General features: G+C 50.5%; 12 protein-coding genes. 2 read left to right on the plus strand and 10 right to left on the minus strand.

What is annotated here, in order from left to right; all coding sequences use genetic code 11:
- Positions 1-60: 60 nt before the first annotated feature.
- The 6 genes from AB1I67_RS03470 to AB1I67_RS03495 form a co-directional block, all read right to left on the minus strand.
- Positions 61-1323 (minus strand): Wadjet anti-phage system protein JetD domain-containing protein, encoded by a 1263-nt coding sequence (locus AB1I67_RS03470; RefSeq protein ID WP_367028425.1) that lies wholly within the window; start codon positions 1321-1323, stop codon positions 61-63.
- A gap of 5 nt (positions 1324-1328) precedes the next feature.
- Positions 1329-4718, minus strand: a complete 3390-nt coding sequence (locus AB1I67_RS03475) for an SbcC/MukB-like Walker B domain-containing protein (protein WP_367028426.1) — start codon at positions 4716-4718, stop codon at positions 1329-1331.
- Complete coding sequence (locus AB1I67_RS03480; protein WP_367028427.1) at positions 4699-5322, minus strand: DUF4194 domain-containing protein; 624 nt, start codon at positions 5320-5322, stop codon at positions 4699-4701. The genes AB1I67_RS03475 and AB1I67_RS03480 overlap by 20 nt, the downstream gene beginning before the upstream one ends.
- Complete coding sequence (locus AB1I67_RS03485) at positions 5319-6779, minus strand: Wadjet anti-phage system protein JetA family protein (RefSeq protein WP_367028428.1); 1461 nt, start codon at positions 6777-6779, stop codon at positions 5319-5321. Before AB1I67_RS03485 ends, AB1I67_RS03480 begins: the two co-directional genes overlap by 4 nt.
- A gap of 138 nt (positions 6780-6917) precedes the next feature.
- Positions 6918-7655 (minus strand): alpha/beta hydrolase, encoded by a 738-nt coding sequence (locus tag AB1I67_RS03490; RefSeq protein WP_367028429.1) that lies wholly within the window; start codon positions 7653-7655, stop codon positions 6918-6920.
- Between the two features lie 30 nt (positions 7656-7685).
- Positions 7686-8996 carry an SLC13 family permease gene (locus tag AB1I67_RS03495; protein WP_367028430.1) on the minus strand — a complete coding sequence of 437 codons (1311 nt, stop codon included), beginning with the start codon at positions 8994-8996 and terminating at the stop codon, positions 7686-7688.
- 240 nt (positions 8997-9236) lie between these two features.
- On the opposite strand from AB1I67_RS03495, the gene AB1I67_RS03500 reads away from it, so the two are divergent.
- Complete coding sequence (locus AB1I67_RS03500) at positions 9237-10187, plus strand: LysR family transcriptional regulator (protein ID WP_367028431.1); 951 nt, start codon at positions 9237-9239, stop codon at positions 10185-10187.
- 39 nt (positions 10188-10226) lie between these two features.
- Here the strand turns inward: AB1I67_RS03500 and AB1I67_RS03505 are convergent, their stop codons facing one another.
- On the minus strand, positions 10227-11075 hold the full coding sequence (locus AB1I67_RS03505) for an MmgE/PrpD family protein (protein ID WP_367029142.1): 849 nt from the start codon (positions 11073-11075) through the stop codon (positions 10227-10229).
- The gene (locus AB1I67_RS03510) at positions 10978-11583 is read right to left on the minus strand and encodes an MmgE/PrpD family protein (protein ID WP_367028432.1); all 606 of its coding nucleotides are present in this window, start codon (positions 11581-11583) and stop codon (positions 10978-10980) included. The genes AB1I67_RS03505 and AB1I67_RS03510 overlap by 98 nt, the downstream gene beginning before the upstream one ends.
- Positions 11584-11795: 212 nt before the next feature.
- On the opposite strand from AB1I67_RS03510, the gene AB1I67_RS03515 reads away from it, so the two are divergent.
- The gene (locus AB1I67_RS03515; RefSeq protein WP_367028433.1) at positions 11796-12599 is read left to right on the plus strand and encodes a lysophospholipase; all 804 of its coding nucleotides are present in this window, start codon (positions 11796-11798) and stop codon (positions 12597-12599) included.
- Between the two features lie 169 nt (positions 12600-12768).
- Here AB1I67_RS03515 and AB1I67_RS03520 read toward each other — a convergent pair whose 3' ends face one another.
- Complete coding sequence (locus tag AB1I67_RS03520; RefSeq protein ID WP_367028434.1) at positions 12769-12966, minus strand: hypothetical protein; 198 nt, start codon at positions 12964-12966, stop codon at positions 12769-12771.
- 100 nt (positions 12967-13066) lie between these two features.
- Entirely contained in the window at positions 13067-14830 is a 1764-nt protein-coding gene (locus AB1I67_RS03525) for a beta-galactosidase family protein (RefSeq protein WP_367028435.1), read from the minus strand.
- Positions 14831-14845 lie beyond the last annotated feature (15 nt).

Raw genomic sequence — 14845 nt, forward strand, 5'->3', positions numbered from 1 at the left:
GGGTTTCTGTGTTTCTGGCAGAAATCCCCTGATATGATCCATACAGCCACACGTTTCCTCTTATAAAAACTTCTCCTGCTCTATCCCCAGCCCCGTCTCCAGCATCCGTCTGATGAGCGGCTGCAAAAGCGGCTCCTCTACTCTGCGCAGCTTTTCCAGGGTCTCCGGCTCCAGCGGCTCCGCCTCCTTCCGGTACCGTTCGAACTGCTCTGCATCCATTAAAAACGGTTTAAGCTCCGGGAATATCCTTCTGCGGTTATACTGGAATATGCAGACTCCCCCATAATCTAAATCCCCGGTGTGGAGATACTCCACCTGCTGACCCTCCAGGCATTCCTTAAGCTTCGTCAAAAACGCCCTCTCCCTGGGCGTAAAATATCCATGGCAGAAAATGATGAGCGTATCTGGCCCATACGGCATCGCCTCATAATTGGCCTGGTTCTCCACAGTGATGATCCTGCGGATCCTCGGATCCTTTACCGGCGTCCCCAGAGTCAGGGTCTGGCTGTTTAGCACCGCGCCGCAGACAAAGACGGATAAGTCGATCTCCTTCCCGTCCAGCAATAACCTGGCGGGGCCTTTCAGCGCCAGGGCCTGGGCGTACTCTTCGATCCCCAGCTGGCTTAAGACCTGTGTGTCGTCCATGTTTTCATCCACATCCGGGTGATAATGGACCGCAAGGGATATGACCGTATCCTGATAAACCTGCTCAAATACTTTGGAGGATTTTACTTTTTTGCCGCGGACCACCTGGTCCCTTAAGCATCTGCTGCTGAAGACCCGTTTGTAAACCGGCGCATCCAGGCAGTCCAGCTCCCTCAGCACGGCAAACAGCTCCATCTGTCCACAGGACTCTGCCGTTTCCGGCCAGTTATCCACAGGATTCTCCACGTCTCTCAGATAACTCTCTGCGCCCTTCAGCTCCGACGGAATCCTGCCGTCTGCAAGCTGGTCTGACAGATCCCGGATCATCTGCCGGATCCATGCACTTTTAAGACCGCTGCCAAAACGGTTTAAGTATTGGTGCAGAAGCTCCAGCCGGACATACTTCTCCCTCCGCCCCACACGCCGGTAAAGCTCCGGCAAATCCTTCAGACGGTAACGGCAGGCTTCCGGCTCGCTGTATTTCTGGTACCAGCGGCAGTGCAGCAGGCCGTCCAGCTCCAGGCTGCGGATCTCCGCCGCCAGTTCACTTGCGGACACCAGACGGTAATCCTTTTTGTGATAATCCTTCAGCGGAAATTCACGGGTACCTGAGGCCCCCTGCCTCCAGTCAACGGAGCTTCGCTCTGTCTTTTCTATGATCTTGTCTAATACGTACATTCCTGCTATTCTTCCTCCATCCCCGCAGACAGCTCCCGAAACTCGGTTTTCTCAAACTCCTGGATGGAGATGCATTTCTTGCTGGGGTTGGCAAACACAAAGGTCTTGTCCACATTTTCCAGATAATTCTGGATCTTATCGTTGGTTGCACTGATCAGCGCCTGGAACCCCAGTCCGCGGATCAGCTCAATACAGCTTGCCACCTTCTCCGAATCCATTTTGGAAAATGCCTCGTCCAGCACCACCAGACGGATAGTCGGCCTGCGCTGCAGCCTGGGTGTCAGATTGATGCGGTACGCCTGGGCAAAGCTTGCAAGCAGCGCCACGTAGAGAGGATTCTGGCCCTCGCCGCCGGAATTCTTGCGGATCATGCGGCTGAGCCCGATCTTCATGGTGCCCTCTTCATTTTCAATGATCTGTTCCATATCAAAGGACAGGTAGGTGCGGTAATCCGCAAACTTCTCCATATTCCGGCGGGCTTCCTCCATCTGCTCCTGGGTAGCGTTCTCCGGCGGGATGAACACGCTGATCAGTTCATTCATCTGCTCCCCGTAATGGTTCTCATGCTCCATGGAAAACATGTTCAGCTGGTAATCCATATTGTTGTTGAGCTGCGACGGGTTGATCTCTAAATTCTTGTCCATGAACATGTCGTAGTAGGGACCAAATGCGCCCTTGTTGCGCCCGATCACAAACCGGTATTTGTCCTTGCCGAAATCCAGACGGCTGATGACACGGTTTAACTCATCCTTGCGCTCGATCGCTTCCGTGATGGCATTGCGGATCTTGTATATGAAATCGTCCTTGAAATGCTCCACTGCCGCTTTCGCCTGATCCGCCGCGATCTTCTGGTATTCCTCCAGCCGGTCGCAGGAAAGCCGTTCCAAAAGCTCCTCGTATTTCTGATTGTCCTCGCCGGTGACCGGAAGGTTGCTCCGGTTGACATAACGTCTCAGATATTCCGACCGGGCGCTCACCAGCGCATCCTTCGCGTTCCGGCCTTCCTCCGCCGCCTTATCCAGCGCAGCCTGGCATTTCTCCTGGAGACGCGCGGTGCGGGTGGATCTCTGCCCGGATATATATTCTGTAAGCTCACGCTCACATTCCTCGAAGAATGATGTCTGGTCCGCGTCCATCCACGCTTTCAGCGCTTCCTGAAGCTGCAATACCCGTTCCTGTCCCGTGACCGCGTCGTCCCGGTTCTGCCTGATCTGTTCCTCAAGCTTCCAGATAGACCTCTCAATCTCCTTGTACTCCGCCTTCTTACCATCGCAGACCCCGTCTATGGCGCGGCGCTCCTGCTCCCACTGGTCCACATTGCGGGTCTTAAGCTCCTCGATCTTTTTCTCAAGCCTCGCCTTCTCCCGCTGCGTTTCCTTAAGCTCCTCCATATCCTTGACCCAGCCCAGATAAACCTCTGTCGGGCTTGAAAGTGATTCCAGCTCCAGGATCCGGCTGCCCTGCTTGATCATGTCCGTCTGGGGCGCCATCTTTTTCTCAAGCGCTTCCAGCTGCTCCCTTAAAAGCTTCATCCGCCGCTTTACACTGCTCTTTCCGATGTACGCCATGCGGGTATAATTGTTGGGGTTGATGTGCTGGATCCTGTAGCTGTGATAGAGCACGCAGTCCGCGGTGATCCCGATCCGGCACCGGCGCAGCTCTTCAACGGTCTCGCATTTTACGACCCTGCCGAGTTGGAAGTTGATATATGATCTTATGTAGGAACGGCTTGCGGTCACTTCCCCGGCAAGGGCATTTTCAAGTACTGTATGCTCCTCCTGCCCCACCTTCTCCGTATCCAGGACAGCCACGCTGTAAAACTGCTTTGCATCCAATTCCCGGTACAGCTCCATTGCAAGCTTCGCATACCGCGGCTCCACGATCAGGGACAGCTTGTTGCCGCCCAGATAACCTTCCACCGCATTGCGCCAGCGCTCGTCCCGGATATCCAGAAGATCCGCCAGGACCTCCACCGGCACCTGCTTCCCGGTCTGTTCTGCCAGACGACGGAGAAGATATGCCCGCGCCTGCTCCACCTCGGGCGGGTAAGCCCGGTCGCCAAGCTTCAGCCGCGCCAGTTCATCCGACGCCTGCTTCTCTTCTTTTTTCAGTTCCCGCAGCTTGTTTTTGGCGTCCTGGATCTGTTCCTGGATCTCCTCACGGATCTCCTTTAGATCCCTCTGGAGCTTTTGCAGCTCCCCTTCGCTGGCCTTTCCCTTTTCCAGCTCCTCGATCGTCCAGATCACGGAATTGTAAGTGACATCCTCATCCTTCCACGCCTTCAGCCGGTCCACTGTCTGCTGAAAATATCCCTTGCTGGTGCAAAGCCTTTCCACCAGGCCATTGACAGACTCCAGCTGTGTTTTGAGGCCTTCGTAGCCGGATTCCATGATCTGGCGCAGAAGGGCCTCGCTCTGGGCTGTTAAGTCTTTGATGTTCTGCTCCAGCGCCGAAAGAAGCTGTCTTTTCCGCTCCAGCTCTTCTTCATCCAGATGGGCTTTATCCTGAAGCTCCCGGACTTCCTCATCCTGTCTTAAGACCTCCAGCCTGCGGCAGAAATAATCCTGCCGCAGCTCCTCTTTCCGCCTGCCCTTCAGTTCCTCATATAATCCTGTAAGCCGGTTAAGCTCCTCAATCTCCTCACGGGTATCCGCGATCTTCTTCTGCATCCGCCCATACTGAAGGACGCTTTCCTGCATATCCTCAATATGGATATCCTGCTCCATGCAGATATATTCCTTCACAAAATCCTCCAGCTTGATATTCATCCGGAAGGGGATCGCACGCTTGAACAAGAGAGGGAATTTTTCCGAATCCAGCCCGCCGAGATAGATGTCGTAGAGCTGCTTTCGGAACCGCTCATTGTGGGAACCGCAGTAAAAATCCTCTTTTCCGTAATGACCCTGAAGGTAATCCTTGACCTCCTCTGTGGTCATGGTCCGCCCGTCGGTCCGGTATGCGTTGTCCCAAAGCGGCCCCTCATGCCAGAAGAACAGCCTGCCGATCTCATTGGTCGCCGTCTCCACATCGAACACCACGCCCACGCACTGGCATCTACCCGTATCGGTCTGTTTCAGCTCCAGCACAATGGTACTGGAAAAATTCCGGTTCCGCAGATAGGAAAACTCGTTATTATCCCCGATATTGACCATGCCACGCAGGTACTCGATCAGGCTGCGGTCTGAATCGTCCGCCGCCGCCTTGTTGAAAAATCCACGGCCGTCTGTATTGGCATAGAGTACGATCTGCATGGCGTCGATCACCGTAGATTTCCCGCTCCCTGAATGCCCCGTAAAAAAGTTGATCCCCTCGTTAAAGGAAAGGATTCTGTGGTTGATATAGTGCCAGTTGTTCAGGGCAATCCTGGACAATGCCTCAAATCGTGTCTTCGTCATCACAAACCTCCTCTTCGTCCGCGAAGGAGGACAAAATCCCCCTTGCATCTTCACCGAAAAGTACCACGTTGATCGTGGGATAAATGATCATTCTGCACTGTGGGTCCACACCCTCCAGCATATCAAGCGGCTCTATGATCTGGTATTTTTTCAGCAGCGCGATAGCCCGGCGGATCTCCGTCGGCGCCGGCTTTTTCATCAGCAGGCCCAGGTTGTTCCCCAGACGCTCGTTCATCTCGCTTAGGGATGTTATGATGTGGACGCTGTTGGACACGCTTGCCATCTGTTCGTCATAGATCAGTTTCAGGATCAGCAGATAGAGTGTTGCCAGCCGCGGCAGCTTGTCGCCTACCTGCCCCTCGCCCTGCATATAGATCACTCCCATCTGGCTGTTTTCCTTAAGTTCAATCCCTGCGATCTTTAAATACGCCTGGATAAATTCCAGGTGATTGCTGCAAAAACGGTATTCCTTATTGTATAAATATCTTCCCGTGCGCCGGTCATACCGCCGTTCCAGGAGAAAAGTCTGCCTGTAAAGCAGCCGGATGATCTCAGTCAGCTCTGCCTGCTCCTCCGGCGTCAGTTCGTCGTAATATGGTATCATTTTCCTCTCCTTATAAATATCAGCTTGGGATAACGGTAACGGCCGTTGTCGATCATCTCCAGACCGTCCGGCTCACTCTGGACCGGCACAGCCTGAAACATGCTCTTCCTGCGGATGGAATGATCGTAGGCCAGGATCAGCTTCTCAAAATCTTCCTCGCTCTCCACCGTAGCTTCTGAAACCTCCAGGACTCCATCCTTCATGCGTCCGGTGATGAATTCCTCGATCTGCGCCCGGCTGAAGCGCTTTTTGATCTTGTTGAGATCCAGAAGCTCCTCTCTGGACAGCTCCTCCTGCTCCTCCTCCGGCACAAGCGTCTCCTGGAAATCCGCCTTTTTCTTTCTCCTCTTATAGAGAGACTGGTTGGAAACAATATCCACCTGGGACAGATTCATCCTTGCGCCCACCGCCGCGATCAGCTGCTCCCGCTGCGCGGCTTCCGCCCCTGCCATGCGGTTGAGCAGCTGGATGACCAGGCCTTTCATATCATCATCCTCATTCAGGAGATAATTGAGCCGGCTCACAGTCGCCCGTACATATTTGCTGTGCTCCTTATCCATATTGGCGATCCGGTGCTCGATATCGTCAAAACCACGCTCAATAAGATCCAGTTTTTCCAACACCTTTGCTTCCAAATCCGGGTGCCTGCCGGGCATATCGCCCGGCATCCCGCCATCGTCTGCTCCTGTCGGCGCTGCCGCCATGTGGGTAGTTCCCTGTCCCCGCAGACTGCGGGCACACAAGGTTTCCAGCCACTCGCCGTCCTCCCGCATCTGTCCGATCCACCGTTTAATGTCCGCTTTGTAGATATAAAAATTGTCGGAGGTTTTTAAGATGTGGTATTTCCGCCTGACCACCTCCTCCACATAGCCTTCCAGATGGTCCCGCAGCAGTTCCCCGTAGGCTCTCTGTTCCAACAGGCTGCCGAAAAATTTGTCCATATTGTGGAGCATGTCCTGCAATGCCTTGTTAAGTTTTCTCGTATTGATAAGCGCCGTATCCAACATGCTTACATTGGCTCTGGGATCATGTTTTAAGGAAAACAGAATTGCATAGACATTCTGAATATAGAGCTGCGTCGTATCTTCTTCCTCGGTCATCAGCTTTTCCATCGCTTCAATCATCACGGCGGCATAATCCGGTATGACGATGTTGGTGGTCAGAGAGTTATAATCCTCCACCTTCCTCAGCCATCCGGTCCTGAGAAGCCAGTTGAGGATCCGGGTCGCCACCGGCTCCAGCACATCCAGCTCGCCCTCGTACTCATCCCACAAAAGCCCTACCTGCTTCCTGGAAAAATGCTCGTTCAGCGTCTGGATGCAGACCTCGCGGCTTAGGTAGTAGTTGCTGTATTCGTATTCCTCATTGATACAGAGCAGGGCTTCCATATAGATCTCCCGGTTGCAGGAGCGGAATAAGCCCCAGAAACTGTCGGGTATTTGTTGTAACAGACTCATAGTGTCCTCTTTTCACTTGTAATATATCCTGATCTTTTTGCATTTCTTATTATCCATCATACACTAAAATGCAAGAAAAAAAAAGCCCCAACCCTGAAGCCGATATACCCCAGGGCCAGAACTATTCTATTATGTATTTTACAAAATATCCATTTTTACCTGTTCCAATAAAGCCCAGAGCGCCTCCTGCCATTCCGCTTTGCTCTCTACCACCGAAGTGTGCCCGGCTTCCATAAAGAATACCTTTGTCTGAGGCATCGCTTCCAGGATCATATTTACATGTTCCATGGTACGGCTTTTATCCAATGATCCATGCGCAAGCACCACCGGCTTGTGAAACCGTTTCAGCCCTTCCCGAAAATCCACCTGACGGACCGAAGTAGTGATCTGAAATGCACATTCCCGTTCTACCTGATCCATATAGTCCAGAAGTTTTAGCCGAAGCAACGGAGGTACTGGTCTGGAAAACCATCCCTTTAATAAACTGTCAAAAAAGTCCCGATTTCCCCACTGTTCCAAAACACGTTTAGGCAGATCCGGATTCCCATGGTTCTTTGCACAAGGACCGGTATTGGACAACAGCATTCCCGAAATCAATTCTGGATGCATCGATGCTGCCGCCATAGATATCACTCCTCCTGCAGACCAGCCAGCAAGCACTACCTGTCCCAACTCCGCCGTTACAATAAATTCAGCAACACGTTTACCCAGAGAAGTTACATCCCATGGCGGTTCAGAACGACAATAATCTATCACTGCAAACTGAAATACTCCGTCTGATTCCAGCTGATCATATACACAGGGCGAGACATTTCCACCAGAAAGGAACAACACTGTCGGCTTGTTTTTTTCCAATTCACCTATCACATTCAACATACACCCACCTCTTTCTTCTCGATCTTTATTCTATAGCGGCATAACAATTGGCAGCCAAATCACTGAAATCACCGTCAAAAGCACGGCCAACGGCAGTCCGCATTTGATAAAATCTTTCACTGCATAGGGTCCTGCACTCATGCAGATAGCTTCTGCCGGTGAAGCCATCGGAGTTAAAAAACTCCCAAAAGATCCGCAGACAGCTGCCATTACCGCAGCCCGAGGGTCTACCCCGATTTTTAACGCGACCAATGCTGCCAGTGGTGTAAACAGAGTCAGACATGCCGTGTTAGACATAAACTGAGTCAGGATCAGCGGAACCACAAAAAAGGTTGCGATAATAAAATAGGGATTGGTTGTGTTTCCCAGCAGTTTCACTATACCATCTGCAATAAAGTCCCCCGCTCCAGTAGACGCCAGTGCCGACGACAGCGGCAATACCCCCGCAAAAAGAAAAATGGTTGGAAGATGGATAGCCCCTAAGGCTTCGTTTACACTCAAGATTCCGGTTATCACCAGCACGCAGCAGCTAATGAGTGCAATGACAAACAGATCCAAACCTATAATCTGATAACCAATCATTGCTGCCACAGTCAGAGCGATCACCACAATTGCAAGGCGATTGCGGCTTCCGGACAATGTATCTGAAACTCCGCTCCCAGATAATTCCATCTCCTCTAACTGATCATTAGGCGTATCGGGTAAAAGTCTGTGCCCAAACAAACACATGTAAAGTATTATGGCAATCAGCAATGGAAGCCTCGCCAGAGTAAAGTCCCATATGGTAAACGGAACCGCTCCCCCCATATTGATCAGAATGTCATTGATTGTCAGGTTTATAGCGCCAGACCCCATAAAGGTCATCGCCGTCGCAACACTGGCTGCACAAGTCAGAGGATAAAACAGCTTCTGCCTGCTGACCGGAAGGGATGAGAGCACCGGGAACAGGATCAGGACCGCAGCACTGGAATTGATAATAACACCTATGATAGACGCAACTATACAGGACCAGAAAATCATTCGATTCGGTGTGTTTCCATATCGGAGGACCAGATTTTTGATCGAATCCAGCAAAGATGTTTTTTTAATTGCCGCTCCCACCACAAACATAGCTCCGGTAAGTACAACACTGCTGTTTGAAAAACCGCTCAGAGCCGCACTGGAAGATACAACGTTTGTAACGCTTAATGCAATTATAATAAAAATCGAGACCACCGGAATAGGTATTTTTCCGGATATAAACGCAACTGCTGCAAACAAGAGGATCAATACCGTAATAATCATGGGACTCATAACACTATTTTGTATAATCCGACTTTCTGCAAAAGCAGAAAGGATCATACTCTCCTTTCTCCAGGCTTTACAAAATGCTGATGTCCGTCTATGCGCATATACGGGATTCATTTATAAGTACAGTATATCAACCCCCATAGCCTCAGGCAAATGCCAAATTATGTCATAGGGCTATAACAGAAAGTCATATGTTAGCGTTATGCATTTTATTTATACCGCCCATAGCAGAATCTACACTTGGAATAAACGACAAATTGACCTATAATAAAATCATTGGAGGGAACGCCTATGAATAAAGGAGATTTGCGCAATATCGTTATCATTGCCGAAGAGGGCAGTTTATCAAAAGCTGCAGGAAAATTATATATTTCTCAGCCTGCTTTAAGCCGGTGTCTGCAAAAAGCTGAAGAGGAATTGGGCGAAAAGCTTTTTTTTCGCACGCCTTCCGGCCTTACTCTCACCTTTGCAGGCACCTGCTTTCTGAACAACGCTTATAAGATCCTCAAATATTATAATGATATGGAGATGGAATTTTGCGAGATTAATAATATGCGAAAAGGCACTCTGAACCTTGGTTCTGCGGAGAAAGTCGCTGCACTGATCCTCCCTCAGATTCTTCCCCAGTTTCGCCGCCTATACCCGAATATCAAGATCAATTTGCAAGAGTATAATTCCTATATCCTGGAAGATAAGCTTATCAATGGTTCCATCGATATTGCCACACTGTGTCTTCCGATCAAATCAGAGAGCATATCATATGAATGTTTTTATAAAGACCCGCTCTATATCGCTCTGCCGGAAGGCCATCCTGCTGGACGATATGCCTATTTCAAAGAGGGGGTTCAGGGGCCCTATCTTGATATCTCCCATTTGATGGACAGTGCATTTATTTTGACGCAAAAACACAAAAAAACACGCCAGGCTGCTGACAAAGTATTGAATCACTTTGGAGCAGTTGAACCCTTTATGGTATCTCAAAGCATAGAAACAGTCATCGGTCTGGTAGCCAATGGAATGGGTGTATCTCTTGTCCCTCAGATCTACACCCGAATCTACAATACCGGCGCCAAAATCCAATATTATCATATTGAAGAATCTCTTGATGCCTGCTGGAGTATGGCTGTGGCCTATTATAGAGATATGCCGTTAACAAAACCGGCAAAAGAATTTCTCCGACTCTTAAAGACCACATCAACCCTGTTTCCTGACTACATAATGCCAAACGTATTTGAACGATAGTATAGAAACATTTTAGTACGTAAAGCGGAGGTTTTCTTGTCATAGACGCGGAAGGCATTTCACTGATTCCAGCTTTAGAAGTTCCTTCCGCACTGCTTCCGGCAGCCGCTCTTTTGTAGAACAAAGAATAGCATTTGCTTTTTCCCAAATCTGCTGCTCTGACAAAGGAGAAAACACGCTTCCGGATGCATCCGGAATCTCCACAGTATAAGTTTCATTTCCCTTACAAAATATAGTTACAGTACATCCCCAATGACGGGGATATCTTTTTGTAAAAATCTGGTCCTCAAAAACTGTTATCCTTTTCATTAAATCACGTATTTCTGGACAGGCAATCGCCTCCGGCAAAAAATCATCCAATATTACCCGGTGTTTTTTTATGGCACAGGCAACTGTATATGGTATGGAAAATTTGGCATCCGATGGAAGCACCGGATTGCAGCTGATTTCTCTTTCTCCGCACTGCTTATATCCGATCTCATATGTTCTCACCTCTACCCGTTCCACCTGTTCTGCAATAATTGCATTTTCCCTGCAAAGAAACAGCGCTCCGTCAATAGCACAGTGAGTGCTTCTGCAGCATGGATATGGCTTTTTATCCATATTTAAGATTTCATATACCTGACCCAGCTTTTCTGATACTGCTTCATAATCATAATCTTCCGACATAGCCGGATACAGCGCACCATCCGGTGAATCCAATATATGCGGAGGTCCGGTCATACCTGCGCTGGAAAGCAGCGCTGCATCCAATCCATTAAGCGCAGCTTTTCCCGGATGCAAAATTTTGTTAGTTGTTCCATCTGTTAAAAATGCCCACGTGCCAAACGACTGGGTGCCTGCCAGCCCTAATGCAGATACAATCTTCTCCTGGTTTAAGCGCAACAACTTGGAGCAGGTCTGCGGCTGCCCCAAAGGTACCCGCCGTACTGGTCACGTGCCAGCCTTTTTTCCGATGCGTAACCACCCCAAATCCTTTTCCTATCCTGGCCATAACTTCATATCCACAGATAACCGCCTCCAGCAATTCTTTCCCTGTGCAGCCACATCTCTCCGCCAGGGCCCAGGCTGCCGGTATTACTACTGTGCCAATATGAGCTTTGGATTCCGTATGTACATCATCCAGTTCCAATACATGTCCCATCATACCATTTAAAAATGCCGCCGTTCTTACAGGCACTAATTTTTTATATCCCCACAGAGAAGAATCCTTGGCACTGCCGTCACAGTCACAGAATAAATCGGCGGATGATCGGATCAAAGAATTATCCGCCGCTCCCAATGCAGCGCTGATATTATCAAGCAGGCAATATTTCGCCCCCTTGACTACCATTTCGGGCACACTGTTAAGTTCTAATTCATAAACAAACTCCGCTAATTGATATATCTGTCTCATAGATATTCCTTTCCAACACAAATATCCTCGTGATAGTCTTATTATAATAAGGCTTTCCTGCGTTGCATATTAATAAAAGAGCATACAGGTTATGCAGAATTGCTATAGCCAGCCTCCCGCGTATAAACCCGGCAGAATAAAACCTTCCAAGCAGACCTGGTTTGTGTTAGAATGGAGATAGTAAAAACTGTGAAAATCTAAGGAGGTTTACTATGGGAGAGATGATTTCATCATTTGACGGCACCATGCTCTATTTCAACAAAGAAATGCCGGTTCAGCCCAGGGCAGTTGCAGTGATCGTGCATGGGCTCTGCGAGCACCAGGGACGGTACGATTATTTCGCTGACCTGTTCCACCAGGCCGGGATCGGCACTTATCGGTTCGACCACAGAGGGCATGGCCGTTCCGAGGGGGAGCGCACGTATTTCGGGGACTTTAATGAACTTTTGGACGACACCAACGTGATCGTGGACCTGGCGATCGCAGAGAATCCGGATATCCCGGTATTCCTGATCGGCCACAGCATGGGCGGCTTCACAGTCGCACTGTACGGCGCAAAATATCCGGATAAGAAACTGCGCGGAATTGTCAGCAGCGGAGCGCTTACATACGACAACGGCGGACTGATCACTGGCGTTCCGAAGGGCTTAGACCCGCACACCCTGCTTCCCAACGAACTGGGCGCAGGCGTCTGCTCCGTGGCTGAAGTGGTTGACTGGTACGGAAAGGACCCGTACAATACCAAGACCTTTACCACCGGTCTCTGCTACGCGATCTGTAACGGCCTTGAGTGGTTTTCGGAAGCGGTTAAAGATTTCCGCTATCCAATCCTTATGCTTCACGGGGAGAAGGACGGGCTGGTAAGTGTGAAGGATACATATGATTTCTTCGCTGCCGCCGCCTCAGAAGATAAGCAGATGAAGATCTACGGTGGACTGTTCCATGAGATATTTAACGAATACTGCAAAGATGAAGTGATCGGGGATGCTCTGCGGTGGATGGAGCAGAGGATTTAGGACTTGACGTCTCAAGATCAGGGGACGACGGTTGATTATGAGATAAATAGATTTTTTGGTGAAAAATAAAGAAAGATATGTTATATTAAAAACAGAAGGGGAGACCGAGCGGCTCACCCTCATACTATACTGTTACTATGAACAGCCGTCATATGTGGTGATATGGCGGCTATTTTCCTTTACCCTTGAAAATCTCATAACAGAGACCTACAAGGGCAACAACGAATATTCCAAGTTGGATCAAGTCCTCATATGTAATATACATTGTGAGCCCTCCTTTCTTCTGGAGGGTCAAGAGCCCTCCTAAAAAAGAGGATTTGTGATTATTTAATGGTGCTCTCTGCTTTGCAGCTTCCCATCTCCACAAAAATACGCCCCTCCCCTGGCGGCAGACTAAAAAAGTCCCACTCACCGCCCCGGAAAGAGCGTATCAAAATCCCGCAAATCTCTATACCTGTTCTAAATCCCTACACATACACCGGCCGGTCCCCCAGGATCAACGTCTCCACCGTCTTCCCTTCCGTCTCAAACACAATGATCTCATTCTTCCCGCATTTCAGCAGAGGCGCGGGGATATAGAGATACTGTACCGGGCCTTCCAACCAGTAGCGTCCCAGGTTGAAGCCGTTGATAAACGCCACGCCTTTCCCAAGCCCACGGCAGTTTAAGAACGTATCGGCAGGCTGCCCTGCCTGAAACTCATAGCGGTAAAAGGACGGCGTATTCTTTTTCCACTCTTTGGAAAAATCCACCTTCTCCACGTTGTCGAGCGGCAGCGCGTACTGCTCCCAGCCGCTCTCAAAATGGATATCCACCATAACCCCGGTTCGGATCCCCTTTCGCTGGGTCGGAGCCTGAAGCTTGTAACCGTAGTTCACGCGCCCGATATTCTCCACCAGGAGCGCCAGTTCATTGTCCCCCTCAAAATAAAGCTCCAGATCCTCCGCATAGGCCTCCTGGTACTGGGTTCCCTCGAATTCGCCGTTGAGGTAATACTGGACCCGGTCCGATGCCTGGATCGCTTTCACCTTCATGACTCGTCCGAAGCCCTGCACATGAGTGCGGTAAAGCATATAGCCGTAGCCGCTCCCCGCTTCCTCCATGGTCATGGGCGAGGCGCTCACCTGGCACTCAGCCAGATCATCCACACAGGAGAACAAAGATACCTTGCCGGTGAGCTTCGCCTCCCCAAGATCACAGCGCGCCCGGTCCCTCGGGTCCGAAGTCGCAAGCTCCGGAAACAGCTCCCGCACCACCTGGCGAATCCCGTAAAACTTGTCGGTAGGCGCTCCCCATTCCGTCAGGACCGCATCATAGTTGTAGGATGTGATCTGAGGAAGGTCCGTATTTCCCCTTGCGGAGCAGCCATTATAAAAGCCAAAGTTCGTCCCACCCTGGAACATATAGAGATTGATGCTGGCCCGTTTCAGGAGCGCTTTCACCTCCTGCGCCAGATCCTCTGCATCCCGGGTGATGATCTTCTCCCTCCACCGGTTAAACCATCCATCCCAGAACTCCATGCACATCAGCGGCCAGTCTCTGCCATTCCGTTTCAAAAATGCCTCCAGCACATCCAGGTTCTCATCCGACCGGGAACCGAAGTTGGCCGTCGCCAGCACGCCGTCCTCCACCAGACTTCCCGCCGTCAGGGCCGCATCCCAGGAGCCGTCGGAGGTAAACAGCGGTACCTCCGCCCCGTGCTTCTCCATCAGGCCTTTGATCTGCCGCAGATATTCCTTGTCATTTCCAAAGGAGCCGTACTCATTCTCTACCTGCATCATGACGACCGGGCCGCCCCGGCTGATCTGCAGGTCGCGGATATGCTCAAACAGCTCCCGGTAATACGCGTCCACCTTTTCCAAAAACAGCGGCGTATTAGTGCGGACCTTCATATCCGGATAGCGGAGCAGCCATGCCGGAAGCCCGCCAAACTCCCACTCGGCACAGATGAACGGGCTTGGACGCAGGATCACGTTCAGCCCCATGTCTCCCGCCAGCCTGGCAAATGCCGCCACATCCTTATTGCCGGAAAAGTCAAACTCTCCCTCCCGCGGCTCGTGGATATTCCAGGGAATATAGGTTTCCACCGTGTTGAAGCCCATGGCCTTTAGATTGTACAGGCAGTCCTCCCAGTATTCCCGCACAAGCCGGAAATAGTGGACCGCCCCGGACAGCAGCTTCACCGGCTTTCCATCCAGATAGAATTCCTCTTTTACTTCAAATGTCCTCATGCTATCCTCTCTCCT

This window comes from Clostridium sp. AN503 (genome assembly GCF_040719375.1).
In the GTDB taxonomy this organism is placed as follows: Bacteria; Bacillota; Clostridia; order Lachnospirales; family Lachnospiraceae; genus Brotaphodocola.

Excerpts from the sequence above, each read along its gene's own strand:
- AB1I67_RS03490 (WP_367028429.1), bottom strand. The coding sequence starts at position 7,655 with ATGTTGAATGTGATAGGTGAATTGGAAAAAAACAAGCCGACAGTGTTG.
- AB1I67_RS03480 (WP_367028427.1), bottom strand. The coding sequence starts at position 5,322 with ATGATACCATATTACGACGAACTGACGCCGGAGGAGCAGGCAGAGCTG.
- AB1I67_RS03500 (WP_367028431.1), top strand. The coding sequence starts at position 9,237 with ATGAATAAAGGAGATTTGCGCAATATCGTTATCATTGCCGAAGAGGGC.
- AB1I67_RS03495 (WP_367028430.1), bottom strand. The coding sequence starts at position 8,996 with ATGATCCTTTCTGCTTTTGCAGAAAGTCGGATTATACAAAATAGTGTT.
- AB1I67_RS03525 (WP_367028435.1), bottom strand. The coding sequence starts at position 14,830 with ATGAGGACATTTGAAGTAAAAGAGGAATTCTATCTGGATGGAAAGCCG.
- AB1I67_RS03470 (WP_367028425.1), bottom strand. The coding sequence starts at position 1,323 with ATGTACGTATTAGACAAGATCATAGAAAAGACAGAGCGAAGCTCCGTT.
- AB1I67_RS03475 (WP_367028426.1), bottom strand. The coding sequence starts at position 4,718 with ATGACGAAGACACGATTTGAGGCATTGTCCAGGATTGCCCTGAACAAC.
- AB1I67_RS03510 (WP_367028432.1), bottom strand. The coding sequence starts at position 11,583 with ATGAGACAGATATATCAATTAGCGGAGTTTGTTTATGAATTAGAACTT.
- AB1I67_RS03485 (WP_367028428.1), bottom strand. The coding sequence starts at position 6,779 with ATGAGTCTGTTACAACAAATACCCGACAGTTTCTGGGGCTTATTCCGC.
- AB1I67_RS03515 (WP_367028433.1), top strand. The coding sequence starts at position 11,796 with ATGGGAGAGATGATTTCATCATTTGACGGCACCATGCTCTATTTCAAC.